Source organism: Agrobacterium sp. AGB01 (genome assembly GCF_014851585.1).
Lineage (GTDB): Bacteria > Pseudomonadota > Alphaproteobacteria > Rhizobiales > Rhizobiaceae > Agrobacterium.
In genome coordinates this window covers 91,867-104,528 of the sequence record NZ_JACVAB010000006.1, presented here as the reverse complement: position 1 = coordinate 104,528, position 12,662 = coordinate 91,867, and the positions used below count along the sequence as shown (strand labels likewise).

15 protein-coding genes are annotated in these 12,662 nt (G+C 55.9%); 12 read left to right on the top strand and 3 right to left on the bottom strand.

What is annotated here, in order from left to right; all coding sequences use genetic code 11:
• Positions 1–47: 47 nt before the first annotated feature.
• Positions 48–782 carry a uroporphyrinogen-III synthase gene (locus IB237_RS19680; protein WP_192490418.1) on the bottom strand — a complete coding sequence of 245 codons (735 nt, stop codon included), beginning with the start codon at positions 780–782 and terminating at the stop codon, positions 48–50.
• A gap of 2 nt (positions 783–784) precedes the next feature.
• Positions 785–1,714, bottom strand: coding sequence for a hydroxymethylbilane synthase (gene hemC / locus IB237_RS19675; RefSeq protein ID WP_192490417.1), 930 nt, complete (start codon positions 1,712–1,714; stop codon positions 785–787).
• A gap of 72 nt (positions 1,715–1,786) precedes the next feature.
• Here hemC and tsaD point away from each other — a divergent pair, with 72 nt between their 5' ends.
• From tsaD to IB237_RS19650, 5 genes are read left to right on the top strand one after another with little or no spacing between them, the layout of a single operon-like run.
• Positions 1,787–2,884 carry a tRNA (adenosine(37)-N6)-threonylcarbamoyltransferase complex transferase subunit TsaD gene (gene tsaD / locus IB237_RS19670; RefSeq protein ID WP_192490416.1) on the top strand — a complete coding sequence of 366 codons (1,098 nt, stop codon included), beginning with the start codon at positions 1,787–1,789 and terminating at the stop codon, positions 2,882–2,884.
• Positions 2,881–3,870, top strand: a complete 990-nt coding sequence (locus IB237_RS19665; protein WP_192490415.1) for an NAD(P)H-dependent glycerol-3-phosphate dehydrogenase — start codon at positions 2,881–2,883, stop codon at positions 3,868–3,870. Before tsaD ends, IB237_RS19665 begins: the two co-directional genes overlap by 4 nt.
• A 24-nt stretch (positions 3,871–3,894) precedes the next feature.
• Entirely contained in the window at positions 3,895–4,188 is a 294-nt protein-coding gene (locus tag IB237_RS19660) for a YciI-like protein (RefSeq protein WP_192490414.1), read from the top strand.
• Between the two features lie 6 nt (positions 4,189–4,194).
• On the top strand, positions 4,195–4,638 hold the full coding sequence (locus tag IB237_RS19655) for an EVE domain-containing protein (RefSeq protein ID WP_192490413.1): 444 nt from the start codon (positions 4,195–4,197) through the stop codon (positions 4,636–4,638).
• An 8-nt stretch (positions 4,639–4,646) separates the two neighbouring features.
• Entirely contained in the window at positions 4,647–5,291 is a 645-nt protein-coding gene (locus tag IB237_RS19650; protein WP_192490412.1) for a methyltransferase, read from the top strand.
• A gap of 16 nt (positions 5,292–5,307) precedes the next feature.
• Here the strand turns inward: IB237_RS19650 and IB237_RS19645 are convergent, their stop codons facing one another.
• Positions 5,308–5,682: a hypothetical protein gene (locus tag IB237_RS19645; protein WP_192490411.1), complete on the bottom strand. Its 375-nt coding sequence runs from the start codon at positions 5,680–5,682 to the stop codon at positions 5,308–5,310.
• Positions 5,683–5,987: 305 nt separating this feature from the next.
• On the opposite strand from IB237_RS19645, the gene sdhC reads away from it, so the two are divergent.
• The 7 genes from sdhC to mdh all read left to right on the top strand — a co-directional run bounded on the left by sdhC (position 5,988) and on the right by mdh (position 12,569).
• Entirely contained in the window at positions 5,988–6,380 is a 393-nt protein-coding gene (sdhC, locus tag IB237_RS19640) for a succinate dehydrogenase, cytochrome b556 subunit (protein ID WP_192490410.1), read from the top strand.
• Between the two features lie 12 nt (positions 6,381–6,392).
• Positions 6,393–6,773 (top strand): succinate dehydrogenase, hydrophobic membrane anchor protein, encoded by a 381-nt coding sequence (sdhD, locus tag IB237_RS19635; protein WP_192490409.1) that lies wholly within the window; start codon positions 6,393–6,395, stop codon positions 6,771–6,773.
• Between the two features lie 7 nt (positions 6,774–6,780).
• Positions 6,781–8,625, top strand: coding sequence for a succinate dehydrogenase flavoprotein subunit (sdhA, locus tag IB237_RS19630; RefSeq protein WP_192490408.1), 1,845 nt, complete (start codon positions 6,781–6,783; stop codon positions 8,623–8,625).
• A gap of 15 nt (positions 8,626–8,640) precedes the next feature.
• On the top strand, positions 8,641–9,420 hold the full coding sequence (locus IB237_RS19625) for a succinate dehydrogenase iron-sulfur subunit (RefSeq protein WP_192490407.1): 780 nt from the start codon (positions 8,641–8,643) through the stop codon (positions 9,418–9,420).
• 248 nt (positions 9,421–9,668) lie between these two features.
• The gene (locus tag IB237_RS19620) at positions 9,669–10,202 is read left to right on the top strand and encodes a protease inhibitor Inh/omp19 family protein (RefSeq protein WP_192490406.1); all 534 of its coding nucleotides are present in this window, start codon (positions 9,669–9,671) and stop codon (positions 10,200–10,202) included.
• Positions 10,203–10,268: 66 nt separating this feature from the next.
• Positions 10,269–11,432 (top strand): cell division protein ZapE, encoded by a 1,164-nt coding sequence (gene zapE, locus IB237_RS19615; RefSeq protein WP_192490405.1) that lies wholly within the window; start codon positions 10,269–10,271, stop codon positions 11,430–11,432.
• 174 nt (positions 11,433–11,606) lie between these two features.
• Positions 11,607–12,569 (top strand): malate dehydrogenase, encoded by a 963-nt coding sequence (gene mdh / locus IB237_RS19610; protein ID WP_192490404.1) that lies wholly within the window; start codon positions 11,607–11,609, stop codon positions 12,567–12,569.
• Positions 12,570–12,662 lie beyond the last annotated feature (93 nt).

Sequence of the window (12,662 nt, the reverse complement as noted above, 5' to 3'; positions counted from 1 at the left end):
AGTCAGTGATGACCGCAAAGGAAAGAGCAAAGGCACGAATTAGGTTCCTAATGCGACTTTAGAAGGTCAAGCAGGCCCGCCTGCGACGGCAGAGAACTGACATGAACATTGCTGGAAAAAGGCTTGGGAACTGCGGCTGCCACGTTGTCACTTAGACAGAAAAAATGGCTGTGCCGAAGCTGGTCCTCGTAGCGGTCAGAAATAATACTCTTAAAAAAAAGCCGTGCGGTTTCAGTCGAGAACAATAGCACGGCATCAACCGGTTTTGCCACCAGCATAGCGTCGAGATCGTCTTTCGACCAATCAATCGGCAACATGCGATAACATTCCGTCGTCGTATAGGTAATTCCCAAGCCATCCAGCGCGGTTTCAAGCGCTGATGATCGGGGGGATCCGGCTAGGTACAGCAGGGGCGCGATGGTGCCGTCGGACCCATTGATTTGCTCGCCAATCAGTCGGGCAAGGCTTTCACCATAACCATCCGCGGTCTGGATATTCTCAAAACCTGCATGTCTGGCGGCACTCGCCGTTGCCTGACCTACCGCAAAAACCGGCTTTCTCGCAAAAGGCCGTAAATCAATTTTGGCATCTGCCAACACGGCAAGCGCCTGAGCACTGGTAAAGGTCAGTGAAGCCCATGGGCTTGCCACCGCAAGTCTGGCGGCTTCGATATTGTGGCGGGCTTCCACCAATGGCAGAAGCACCGCGTCATGTCCCATGTCATGCAAAAGTGCTGCCGTCTTTTTTCCGGTGTTTTCCGGGCGTGTGACGACAATGCGCATGCTTAATCCCAGCTCTCGAAGAAACCTGCGCCAGCTGCGGCACGAACCTGTTCACCAGCCTTTCGGCCGAGATCAGCAGCATCAGCACGTTTGCCGCTTACTTCTATGCCGTGTTCGGTCTGTCCGTCTGGCGTCAGAATGAGACCACGGAAATGCAGGTCTTCGCCGTCACAAATCGCATAACCGGCAATTGGGGTGCGACAGGAACCGTCGAGCGCGCCCAGAAATGCCCGTTCGCACGTCACGGCATCATAGGTCGGCTGATCGTTGATTGCGGCCAACATGTCATTGGCGCGGGCATCATTGATGCGGCTTTCGACGCAGATTGCGCCCTGCGCTGGAGCAGGCGGAAATTCTTTCGGGTCAAGCAGTGCGGTTGGCACATCCTGCTTTCCAAGACGTTTCAGGCCGGCATAGGCGAGAAGGGTGGCATCGGCCTGGCCTTCTTCCAGCTTGCGCAGGCGGGTATCGACGAGACCACGGAAAATGATGGTGCTGATATCGGGACGCAGACGACGAATCAGCGCCTGACGGCGCAGAGACGACGAGCCAACAACCGCTGCATGCGGCAATTCCATCAGCGTTTTTGCCGTACGGCCCATAAAGGCATCTCTGAAATCTTCACGCGGAAGGAAGGCGGAAAGGAACAGGCCTTCGGGCAATACGGTCGGCATGTCCTTTGAAGAATGTACCGCGAAGTCGAGATCGCCAGAAGAAAGCTGCGCTTCCAGTTCTTCCGTGAACAGGCCTTTGCCACCGATTTCCGATAGCGCACGGTCGGTAATGCGATCGCCCATGGTGGACAGCACAACAACCTCAAACATTTCCTGCGGCAGGTTGTGCGCTTTCATCAACCGGTCACGTGTTTCATAAGCCTGCGCAAGTGCCAGAGGGCTGCCGCGTGTGCCGATTCGGAAAGGTTTTGTTTGCATCCGCTTCTATCCATTGTTACCGGAGGTGTTCGTACCTAAGTTTCCCAAGCATCGCAATGAACGAACAGGTTAATGGCCTCCTTTCTACGTATCCTCGGTATCGAGACAAGTTGTGACGAAACCGCTGCTGCCGTTGTAATCCGGCATCCTGACGGTCGTGGCGAGATCGTGTCCGACGTCGTTTTGTCGCAGCTCGATGAGCACAGCGCTTATGGCGGTGTTGTCCCCGAAATCGCAGCCCGCGCCCATGTCGAGGCTCTCGATACGCTGGTTGAGGAAGCATTGACCAGTGCTGGCGTCACACTTGCTGATATCGATGCGGTGGCCGCGACCTCCGGCCCCGGCCTGATTGGCGGTCTGATCGTCGGTTTGATGACTGGCAAGGCCATTGCACGTGCTGCCGATAAGCCGCTTTATGCAGTCAACCATCTGGAAGGTCATGCGCTGACGGCGCGGCTGACGGACGGGCTGTCATTCCCATATCTGATGCTTCTGGTATCCGGCGGCCACACGCAGCTCATTCTTGTGCGCGGCGTTGGCCAATATGAGCGTTGGGGAACGACGATCGACGATGCGCTGGGTGAGGCGTTCGACAAAACCGCCAAGCTGCTTGGACTTCCCTATCCCGGTGGACCAGCCGTCGAACGGGCGGCTGCGAGCGGTAATCCTGATCGCTTTGCCCTGCCGCGGCCGATGGTCGGGGAAACACGGCTTGATTTTTCTTTTTCAGGTTTAAAAACTGCAGTTCGTCAGGCGGCAACGGCCATCGTGCCGCTGTCAGACCAGGATATTTCCGATGTCTGCGCATCATTCCAGAAGGCGGTTTCGCGCACGTTGAAGGACCGCATCGGCCGTGGCTTGCAGCGGTTCCGCGAAGAATTCCCTGATTTCGATGGAGTGCCTGCGCTGGTGGTTGCCGGTGGCGTGGCGGCCAATCAGGAGATCCGGCGGACGTTGCAGGAGCTGTGTGACAAGCACAAATTCCGCTTTGTCGCTCCGCCGCTTAATCTTTGCACCGATAATGCCGTGATGATTGCATGGGCAGGACTTGAGCGTATGGCGCAAGACATGCCACCGGATGGTCCGGATACGCAACCACGTTCGCGCTGGCCACTGGATGCTTCGGCGCAAACATTGATTGGTTTTGGCAAGCGCGGAGCAAAGGCATGAACGAGCGCGAAAAGGTCGTCGTTATTGGTGCCGGTGCTTTCGGCACAGCGCTTGCTGTGGTCATGGCGCTGGAAAACCGCCACGACGTCACCCTGCTAGGGCGCGATCCGTCCTTGATGGCAGATTTGAAAACCGATGGCGTGCACGAAGCGGCGCTGCCTGGCATTAGCCTGCCAGATGCATTGCAGTTTTCAGCTGACGCCAATGTGCTTACCGATGCCGGTATCGTGCTGTTTGCCATGCCATCGCAGGCGCAAGCCGATGCAGCGCGCCACTATGGTCCTTACCTGGCTAATGATGCAATCATCGTAACCTGCGCCAAGGGCATCGATCGCTCGTCGGGACGGTTGCTGACCGATGTTCTGGAACATGAACTGCCGCATCACCCGATTGCTGTGCTGTCTGGGCCTGGTTTTGCCGCAGATATCGCCAAGGGATTGCCGACAGCCATGGCGATCGCGGCAGCTGAGGCCGGCGATGCCGAGAGACTGGCGCAAACCATTTCTGGCCGCACATTCCGGCTTTATGCCTCGAGCGATCGCACTGGTGTACAGCTGGGTGGCGCGTTGAAAAACGTGCTGGCGATTGCCTGCGGTATTGTCGAAGGCGCTGGGCTTGGCGATTCGGCGCGGGCGGCGCTGATTTCACGCGGGCTTGCGGAAATGTCGCGGCTTGTGGTGGCCATGGGTGGCAAGGCGGATACGGTTCGTGGGCTTTCGGGGCTTGGCGATCTGGTATTGACGGCCACGAGCCACCAGTCGCGCAATCTTCGTTTTGGTATTGCACTTGGCCAAGGGCTGGATGCTGGCGCATTCGGCGGTGGTCTGGTCGAGGGCGCATTCGCTGCCTCGGTTGCTGCCCGGCTTGCTGAGGGACTTGCGATAGATATGCCTGTGACGGATGCCGTGGCTGCCATTATCGAAGGCAGCCTTGATGTGCGCACTGCCATTCAACAATTGATGACACGGCCTATCACCACTGAATGAGTGATGGCCCTTAAGGAGATGAAAATGCTGTTTGCCTTTATCTGCAAAGACAAGCCCGGTCACTTGAACCTGCGCATGGAAACCCGTCCTGTGCATCTTGAGCACCTCAACAAACTGAATGCCGAAGGCACCTTGAAGATAGCCGGACCGTTTCTCGATGCGGAAGGCAAGCCAAATGGCAGCCTGGTGATCGTTGAAGCTGCTGACATCGATGCTGCCAAGGCACTTGCCGATGCTGATCCTTATGCAAAGGCCGGCCTGTTCGAAAGCGTCGAAGTGAAGCCCTACAATTGGGTCTTCAACAATCCGGGAGCGTAATTGGCCATGGCAAATTACTGGCTTTTCAAGTCCGAACCGGACACATGGTCCTGGACACAGCAAAAGGCCAAGGGCGACGTTGGTGAAGAATGGGGCGGTGTCCGCAATTATCAGGCACGCAACAACATGCGCGCCATGAAGATTGGCGACAAGGGCTTCTTCTACCATTCCAACGAGGGCCTGGAAGTGGTCGGTATTGCCGAGGTTTGCGCGCTGTCTCATCCGGATTCGACGGCGGAAGGTGATCCCAAATGGGATTGCGTGGATATTCGCGCCGTTTGCGACATGCCAAAGTCCGTTACCCTGAAGGATGTCAAGGCCAATCCGAAGCTGGAGAAAATGTCGCTGGTCACCTCCATGCGGCTTTCGGTGCAGCCGGTGACCGAAGAGGAGTATCTCGAGGTTTGCCGGATGGGTAACCTCGATAAGCCACCGCGCTCGCCGGACTGATAACCGACGTGAAGACCGATCCCAGCCAGTTCATCCGTGCCAACACGGATGTCATGACGCCGCCGCATGTGCCGGAGGTGCGTTTACATCTGGCCAGTGAGGCGCATGATCTATGGCTGAAAACCGAAGAAGAACTGGATGAGATCGGCTTGCCACCACCGTTCTGGGCATTTGCCTGGGCCGGTGGGCAGGGTCTTGCACGTTATGTGCTTGATCATCCGACGACGGTTGCAGGCAAGAAGGTACTCGATTTTGCCAGTGGCTCCGGGTTGGTTGCCATCGCCGCCTCAAAGGCCGGGGCTGCCAGTGTCATGGCTGCCGATATCGATCCCTGGGCAGAGACTGCTATCGCACTCAACGCTGCGGAGAACGTTGCTGAAATCGGCTTTACCGGCGACAACCTCGTCGGTACCGATGTCCGTACCGATGTTCTTCTGGCAGGTGATGTGTTCTACGACCGCGCCTTTGCCGAGATGCTGGTGCCATGGTTTGTGGCGCTCTCTGAAAAGGGTGTCACTGTTCTGGTCGGTGATCCCGGTCGTGCCTACCTGCCCAAGGAAAGGCTTGAACTGCTGGCAAGCTATCAGGTGCCGGTGACGCGGGCCTTAGAAGACAGTGACGTGAAAAAAACCACTGTCTGGCGGTTTATATGAATTTTTGTTGTGTCCGTTATGGACGGATCACGCAAACGCCGGCCTCGTAGGAGCATTCAGCGCCTGCAGTTCTGGCGTTGACGTGAATGATCTTCGCCTTGGGTGCGATTGATTGCGAGGTGCTGTTTGCCTGAGAAAAGACGGGGCGGCCCTGCTTGTAGAAATAGATGCCATTTCCCTTGAAACGCACGCCGGAAATCGAGCCTGCATAGGTGCCAACTCGCGGGATATAAGATGGCAATCCGTTGCCACCAACGACCTCTTGGCGTGTGTCGCGGTCGGGATTATGATGGCGGTAACTATTGTAATTTTCTGCCGCCATAACAGGCAGAGCCAAGGCAATCATGCTTGACAGGGTGGTCAGTCGCAATGCGATTCGTTTGTCGAACATGAGCTTTTTTCTCCGGTTTTTCACCTTAACAAACTATTAAATATCGCATTTTTGACTTACGTAAAAGTCAAAATTTTTAGCGTTGTTATCTTGGAAATGCTGTACTTTTTATTTTGCAGGGCAAAAATTTCGCAGGAATCTCAAAACACAATCGATTAAATTCGAATCAGCCATGAATTGTGCTTGTCGTGATGCCATCGTGCGATTAAAGGTCGCGGTTGGTGCAATGCACATTCTTTCGTCATGTGCGTTGTTGTAGGACGCCCGAAAATTCGGAGCGCAAAGGAAAACGCCGCGAGGTTCTGATGGCGAACGGTACTAATAATCGGCCTCTGTCGCCGCATCTTCAAATTTACTCCATGATTCCGACGATGTTTGCATCGATCGTGCATCGCATCACGGGCGGAGCGCTGTATTTCGGCACGTTGCTGGTTGCCTGGTGGCTTATCGCAACGGCGTCCGGTGTTGATGCCTATGCCTGGGTTCAGTGGGCCATGGGCACGATCATCGGCAAGATCATTCTGATCGGCTACACATGGGCACTGGTTCACCACATGCTGGGCGGTCTGCGTCACTTCATGTGGGATCTTGGAAACGGTTTTGAAAAACACTTCAACACCAAGCTGGCCAAGGCAATGTTCGCGGCTTCGATCTGTCTGACCGCGCTGATCTGGGTCATCGCCCTCATCGTGCGCTAAGGAGATACATATATGGATATGCGTACACCTCTCGGCAAAGTTCGTGGCCTCGGCTCCGCAAAGGAAGGCACCGAGCACTTCTGGCGCCAGCGCCTGACGGCCGTTGCCAACGTGCCGCTTCTCATTTTTTTCGTCGTTTTCCTCGTTATGTATGGCGGCGCGCCCTACGAGGAAGTGAAGGCTGCGCTTTCTCACCCGCTCGTTGCGGTGGTGATGGGCCTCGTGATCATCTCCGGCCTCATTCACATGAAGCTTGGCATGCAGGTTATCATCGAGGACTACGTGCACGGCGAAGTATCCAAGCTGGTGCTTGTGATGCTCAACACCTTCTTTGCAGTCGCTGTTGGCGGTCTCTGTCTGTTCGCCATTCTGAAAATCGCATTCGCAGGATAAACCGGTCATGGCATCTCCAAGCTCACCTTCACAGAATGGCAAGGCCTATACCTATGTCGACCACTCCTATGACGTGATCGTCGTGGGTGCAGGCGGCGCCGGTCTTCGCGCGACGCTCGGCATGGCCGAACAGGGTTTCCGCACGGCTTGCATCACCAAGGTTTTCCCGACCCGCTCGCACACGGTTGCGGCGCAGGGCGGTATTGCCGCTTCGCTGACCAACATGACACCCGACTGTTGGCAATGGCACCTTTACGATACCGTGAAGGGCTCCGACTGGCTGGGCGACGTTGACGCCATGCAGTATCTCGCCATGGAAGCGCCAAAGGCTGTTTATGAGCTTGAGCATTACGGCGTGCCGTTCTCACGTAACGCTGAAGGCAAAATCTATCAGCGCCCGTTCGGCGGTCACATGCAGAACTACGGTGAAGGCCCGCCGGTACAGCGTACCTGCGCCGCTGCCGACCGTACCGGCCACGCCATTCTGCACACGCTTTACGGCCAGTCGCTGCGCAACAACGCAGAGTTCTTCATCGAATACTTTGCGCTCGATCTGATCATGTCTGACGACGGCAGCCGTTGCACCGGCGTTGTCGCCTGGAACCTTGATGACGGCACGATCCATCGCTTCTCCGCCAAGATGGTGGTGTTGGCGACTGGCGGTTACGGCCGCGCCTACTTCTCTGCCACGTCCGCACACACCTGCACGGGTGATGGCGGCGGCATGATCGCACGCGCTGGCCTGCCGCTGCAGGACATGGAATTTGTTCAGTTCCACCCGACCGGCATTTACGGCGCAGGCTGCCTGATTACCGAAGGCGCACGCGGTGAGGGCGGTTATCTCGTCAACTCCGAAGGCGAACGCTTCATGGAGCGTTACGCACCTTCCGCCAAGGACCTTGCCTCGCGTGACGTTGTCTCGCGCTGCATGACCATGGAAATCCGTGAAGGCCGTGGCGTTGGCAAGAACAAGGACCACATCTTCCTGCATCTGGATCACCTTGATCCTGACATTTTGCATGAGCGTCTGCCGGGTATTTCCGAAAGCGCCAAGATTTTCGCAGGTGTTGACGTGACGCGCGAACCGATCCCGGTTCTGCCGACCGTTCACTACAACATGGGCGGTATTCCGACCAACTATTGGGGCGAAGTGCTGAACGCTGACAGCAACAATCCGGAGCGGGTTATCCCGGGCCTGATGGCGGTTGGTGAAGCCGGTTGTGCATCCGTTCACGGTGCCAACCGTCTGGGCTCCAACTCGCTGATCGACCTTGTGGTGTTTGGTCGCGCTGCGGCTATTCGCGCTGCCGAGGTTATCAACCGCGAAGAGCCAATCCCAGCTCTCAATGTTGCTGCCTGCGATAAGATCATGGATCGTTTCGACAGTCTGCGTTACGCCAATGGTGGCACACCGACCGCAGTACTGCGTGACAAGATGCAGCGCGCCATGCAGGACGATGCTGCCGTGTTCCGTACGCAGGAATCGCTGGAGAGCGGTTGCAAGCGTCTTTCCGCCATCTGGAAGGAGCTGCCTGACGTCAAGGTTACCGATCGCTCGATGGTCTGGAACTCTGATCTGGTCGAAACGCTTGAGCTGCACAATCTCATGGCTAACGCCATCACCACGGTTTACGGCGCGGAAGCCCGCAAGGAGAGCCGCGGCAGCCATGCACGCGAAGACTTCGTTGATGGTCCGTTTGCCGGTCGCGATGACGTTAACTGGCGCAAGCACACGCTGGCGTGGGTCAACGAGCAGGGTGACGTGAAACTCGACTATCGTCCGGTCCATACCGACCTGATCGCCGACGGCATTGATCCCAAGAAGATCGCGCCGAAGGCCCGCGTCTACTGATTTGAGGAACTGGACATGGTTGAACTTTCTCTCCCCAAGAATTCCCAGATCAACGAAGGCAAGGTCTGGCCGAAGCCTCAAGGCGCCCAGAACGTTCGCGAATATCGCGTTTATCGCTGGAACCCTGATGACGGCCAGAACCCGCGTATCGATACCTATTACATCGATATCGATGACTGCGGCCCAATGGTTCTCGATGCACTTCTGTACATCAAGAACAATATCGACCCGACGCTGACGCTGCGCCGTTCCTGTCGTGAAGGCATCTGCGGCTCGTGCGCCATGAACATTGACGGCACGAATACGCTGGCCTGCACCAAGGGCATGGACGAGATCAAGGGTACCGTTAAGGTTTACCCGCTGCCGCATATGCCTGTGGTGAAGGATCTGATTCCTGACCTCAGCAACTTCTACGCCCAGCACCGTTCGATTGAGCCATGGTTGAAGACTGTGTCTCCTGCGCCGGCCAAGGAATGGAAGCAGAGCCATGAAGACCGCCAGAAGCTGGATGGTCTTTACGAGTGCATTCTGTGCGCATGCTGCTCGACGTCCTGTCCCAGCTACTGGTGGAATGGCGACCGTTACCTCGGTCCAGCGGTTCTGCTGCAGGCTTACCGCTGGCTCATCGACAGCCGTGATGAGGCAACCGGCGAACGTCTCGATAACCTCGAAGATCCGTTCCGTCTTTACCGTTGCCATACCATCATGAACTGTGCGCAGGCGTGCCCGAAGGGTCTGAACCCTGCCAAGGCTATTGCCGAAATCAAGAAGATGATGGTCGAGCGCCGCGTCTGATTTGTAAAACCCGTCTGCGAAACCAAGGGCGTTTCTATGTCAGGCGGGAGATTTTGGAAGCCGTGGCCGCATTCCGGTCACGGCTTTTGTTTATGCCGTGACGGGATTTGCTCGTCTCGGACAAGGCTTGAAACCCTGGTAACGGTTATTTAAGCCTGTGCTGACTTGATTAACCAAACTGAAATACGCTAATTCCGATATGCAACGGCAGTTCATGTGTTACGGCGAGCAGCGAACGGGAGCTTGATATGCAATTGAGATATGTGGCAACGGGCATTGCAGTCGTAATGACTCTGGCGGGTTGCCAACGTACGTCTTACGACTACAACAATAATAGCGGCAATTCTGGCTATACGCCTCCGCTACAGGCCCAACCGGTGCCTTCGGTGCAGTCCGGAGCATTGCCTCCACCCGGTGGCAGTTCACAGTTTCCAACCGCACCAGCCACAGCACCCGCCCAGGGCGGTGTTGACATGGCCGCTGCGGCGCCTGCGACGGCTATGGATATCCGCAAGGAAACCATGGTTGGTAACTGGCGTGTGGCCAATGGCGGCGCAAATTGCGACATGTTCCTGACCTTAACCAATCTCGGTAGCGGTTCGCGCGGCGGCACACGTGGTTGCGCAGGCGAGTTGACCGCCATGGGTTCATGGGAAGTGTCCGGCAAGATGGTTCTGTTCAAGGATCGTGCCGGCAACACGCTTGGTCGCGTCTACAAGAGCGGCGATACCCGTTATGACGGCACCACCAACAGTGGTCAGCCGATCAGCCTCAGCCGCTAAGTCGGCTTTTCACATTACATCACCCCATTTCGGGTGCGCGGCGCCCATATTTCAGGGCGCCGTTCGATGCAGCCACTTCCCGATTATAATCTAAGCGTTGTCGAACGGTTGAAAAGCCTGACCTCATCAGGCGAGTTGAAAGCCGATGCGGCGCAGATCGAGGTGGCTACGCAGCTTGACCGTATCCTGCACGATCTGAAGACCCTGAAACCTGCCAAAAAATCCAGCGCCCTAGGCTGGATGTTTGCCCGCAAGGCCAAGCAGAACAGTGCGGTTAAAGGGCTTTATGTCTATGGCAGTGTCGGTCGTGGCAAGACCATGCTGATGGACATGTTCTATGAGATGGCGCCGGTGGAGGCCAAGCGCCGTTGCCATTTTCACGAGTTTATGGCCGACGTTCATAACCGGGTCCATGCACATAGGCAAAAGCTGAAGAATGGCGAAACCAAACAGGCGGATCCTATTCCTCCGGTCGCTGCCGCATTGCTGGCAGAAGCAAAGTTGCTGTGCTTCGACGAGTTTACAGTCACCGATATTGCCGACGCGATGATCCTAGCGCGATTGTTTACCGAGCTGTTTGCCAATGGTTGTACACTGGTCACCACCTCCAACGTCGTGCCAGATAATCTCTACAGAGACGGTCTTAACCGCGGACTGTTCCTGCCATTCGTCGACCTTCTCAAAAAGTATGTCGACGTGGTGACGTTGGATAGCCCCACCGATTACCGTATGGAAAAACTGAACAGCTTGCCGGTTTATATTTCGCCGCTCGATGGTGCTGCGGATCAGGCAATGGACATGGCTTGGCATCATGTTACCGCTGGCCACATTATAGCGCCGACGGAAATTCCAATGAAGGGCCGCTCCATCCACGTCCCTCACGCACAGGGACGTGTCGCGCGATTTACTTTCTCGGACCTCTGCGAAAAGCCTTTGGGCGCCAGCGATTTTCTGGCAATTGCTGGTCGTTTCGACACGGTTTTCGTTGATCATATCCCGTTTCTCGACGCGGATAAGCGCAACGAAACGAAACGTTTTATTATCCTTATTGACGCATTGTACGACCACAAAGTGCGGCTGTTTGCATCGGCTGCAGCGATGCCTGAAGACCTCTTGGGCAAGCGCAAGGGTACCGAAGGCTTCGAGTTTGATCGAACCGCATCCCGACTTTTCGAGATGAGAAGTGCGGAATATCTCGCAGAACACAACGAGAAACGCGCCGTAATTTGACAATTCTGTGACTTATTTCCTTACGTTTACGTAAGTTATTTAATATCTAAACGATTGAAAAACCTAACGTTGAAAGAATCTATTGCCAATTTGAGCTAATGACGCTAAGTCGAGTGCGACAATTTAGCTGCCCCTATGGCAGCGATTGAGTTGAAGCTCGAGAGGAAGCATTCGATGGCTCGCAAGAAGATTGCACTTATTGGTTCTGGCATGATCGGTGGTACGCTGGCGCATCTCGCCAGTCTGAAAGAACTGGGCGACATCGTCCTGTTCGATATTGCTGATGGCATTCCGCAGGGCAAAGGTCTTGATATTGCACAGTCCGGCCCGGTTGAAGGTTTTAATGCCAAGCTTACCGGTGCAAGCGACTATGCAGCTATCGAAGGCGCAGATGTCTGCATCGTCACTGCTGGTGTTGCTCGCAAGCCGGGCATGAGCCGCGATGACCTTCTTGGCATCAACCTCAAGGTCATGGAGCAGGTCGGTGCCGGCATTAAGAAATATGCGCCAAACGCTTTCGTAATCTGCATCACCAACCCACTCGACGCTATGGTCTGGGCGCTGCAGAAGTTCTCCGGCCTGCCGAAGAACAAGGTTGTTGGCATGGCTGGCGTTCTCGACAGCGCACGTTTCCGTCTGTTCCTCTCGGAAGAGTTCAACGTTTCCGTTCAGGACGTCACTGCATTCGTATTGGGTGGTCACGGCGACACCATGGTGCCGCTTGCTCGCTACTCGACAGTTGGTGGCATTCCGCTGACCGACCTCGTGAAGATGGGCTGGCTGACTGCCGAACGTCTCGAGCAGATCATTCAGCGTACCCGTGATGGCGGTGCTGAAATCGTTGGCCTGCTGAAGACCGGTTCTGCCTATTACGCACCTGCTGCTTCGGCAATCGAAATGGCTGAGTCCTACCTCAAGGACAAGAAGCGAGTTCTGCCTGCTGCTGCTCACCTCTCCGGTCAGTACGGCGTCAACGACATGTATGTTGGCGTTCCGACCATCATCGGTGCTGGCGGTATCGAGCGCATCATCGAAATCGAACTCAACAAGGACGAGGAAGCTGCCTTCCAGAAGTCCGTCGGCGCGGTTGCTGGTCTTTGCGAAGCCTGCATCAACATTGCTCCGTCGCTGAAGTAATTGCCCGACGCATCGGTGCAAGGGCAGTTCAGGCCTTTGTGCGCCGCGATGCGGAGACTCAACAGTTGAGAGCGTCCCTGAGTTCATCAGGAT

Coding starts and splice junctions, on each gene's coding strand:
- IB237_RS19655 (WP_192490413.1), top strand. CDS start 4,195: ATGGCAAATTACTGGCTTTTCAAGTCCGAACCGGACACATGGTCCTGG.
- sdhA (WP_192490408.1), top strand. CDS start 6,781: ATGGCATCTCCAAGCTCACCTTCACAGAATGGCAAGGCCTATACCTAT.
- IB237_RS19645 (WP_192490411.1), bottom strand. CDS start 5,682: ATGTTCGACAAACGAATCGCATTGCGACTGACCACCCTGTCAAGCATG.
- mdh (WP_192490404.1), top strand. CDS start 11,607: ATGGCTCGCAAGAAGATTGCACTTATTGGTTCTGGCATGATCGGTGGT.
- IB237_RS19680 (WP_192490418.1), bottom strand. CDS start 782: ATGCGCATTGTCGTCACACGCCCGGAAAACACCGGAAAAAAGACGGCA.
- IB237_RS19660 (WP_192490414.1), top strand. CDS start 3,895: ATGCTGTTTGCCTTTATCTGCAAAGACAAGCCCGGTCACTTGAACCTG.
- zapE (WP_192490405.1), top strand. CDS start 10,269: ATGCAGCCACTTCCCGATTATAATCTAAGCGTTGTCGAACGGTTGAAA.
- IB237_RS19620 (WP_192490406.1), top strand. CDS start 9,669: ATGCAATTGAGATATGTGGCAACGGGCATTGCAGTCGTAATGACTCTG.
- sdhD (WP_192490409.1), top strand. CDS start 6,393: ATGGATATGCGTACACCTCTCGGCAAAGTTCGTGGCCTCGGCTCCGCA.
- hemC (WP_192490417.1), bottom strand. CDS start 1,714: ATGCAAACAAAACCTTTCCGAATCGGCACACGCGGCAGCCCTCTGGCA.
- tsaD (WP_192490416.1), top strand. CDS start 1,787: ATGGCCTCCTTTCTACGTATCCTCGGTATCGAGACAAGTTGTGACGAA.
- IB237_RS19665 (WP_192490415.1), top strand. CDS start 2,881: ATGAACGAGCGCGAAAAGGTCGTCGTTATTGGTGCCGGTGCTTTCGGC.
- sdhC (WP_192490410.1), top strand. CDS start 5,988: ATGGCGAACGGTACTAATAATCGGCCTCTGTCGCCGCATCTTCAAATT.
- IB237_RS19625 (WP_192490407.1), top strand. CDS start 8,641: ATGGTTGAACTTTCTCTCCCCAAGAATTCCCAGATCAACGAAGGCAAG.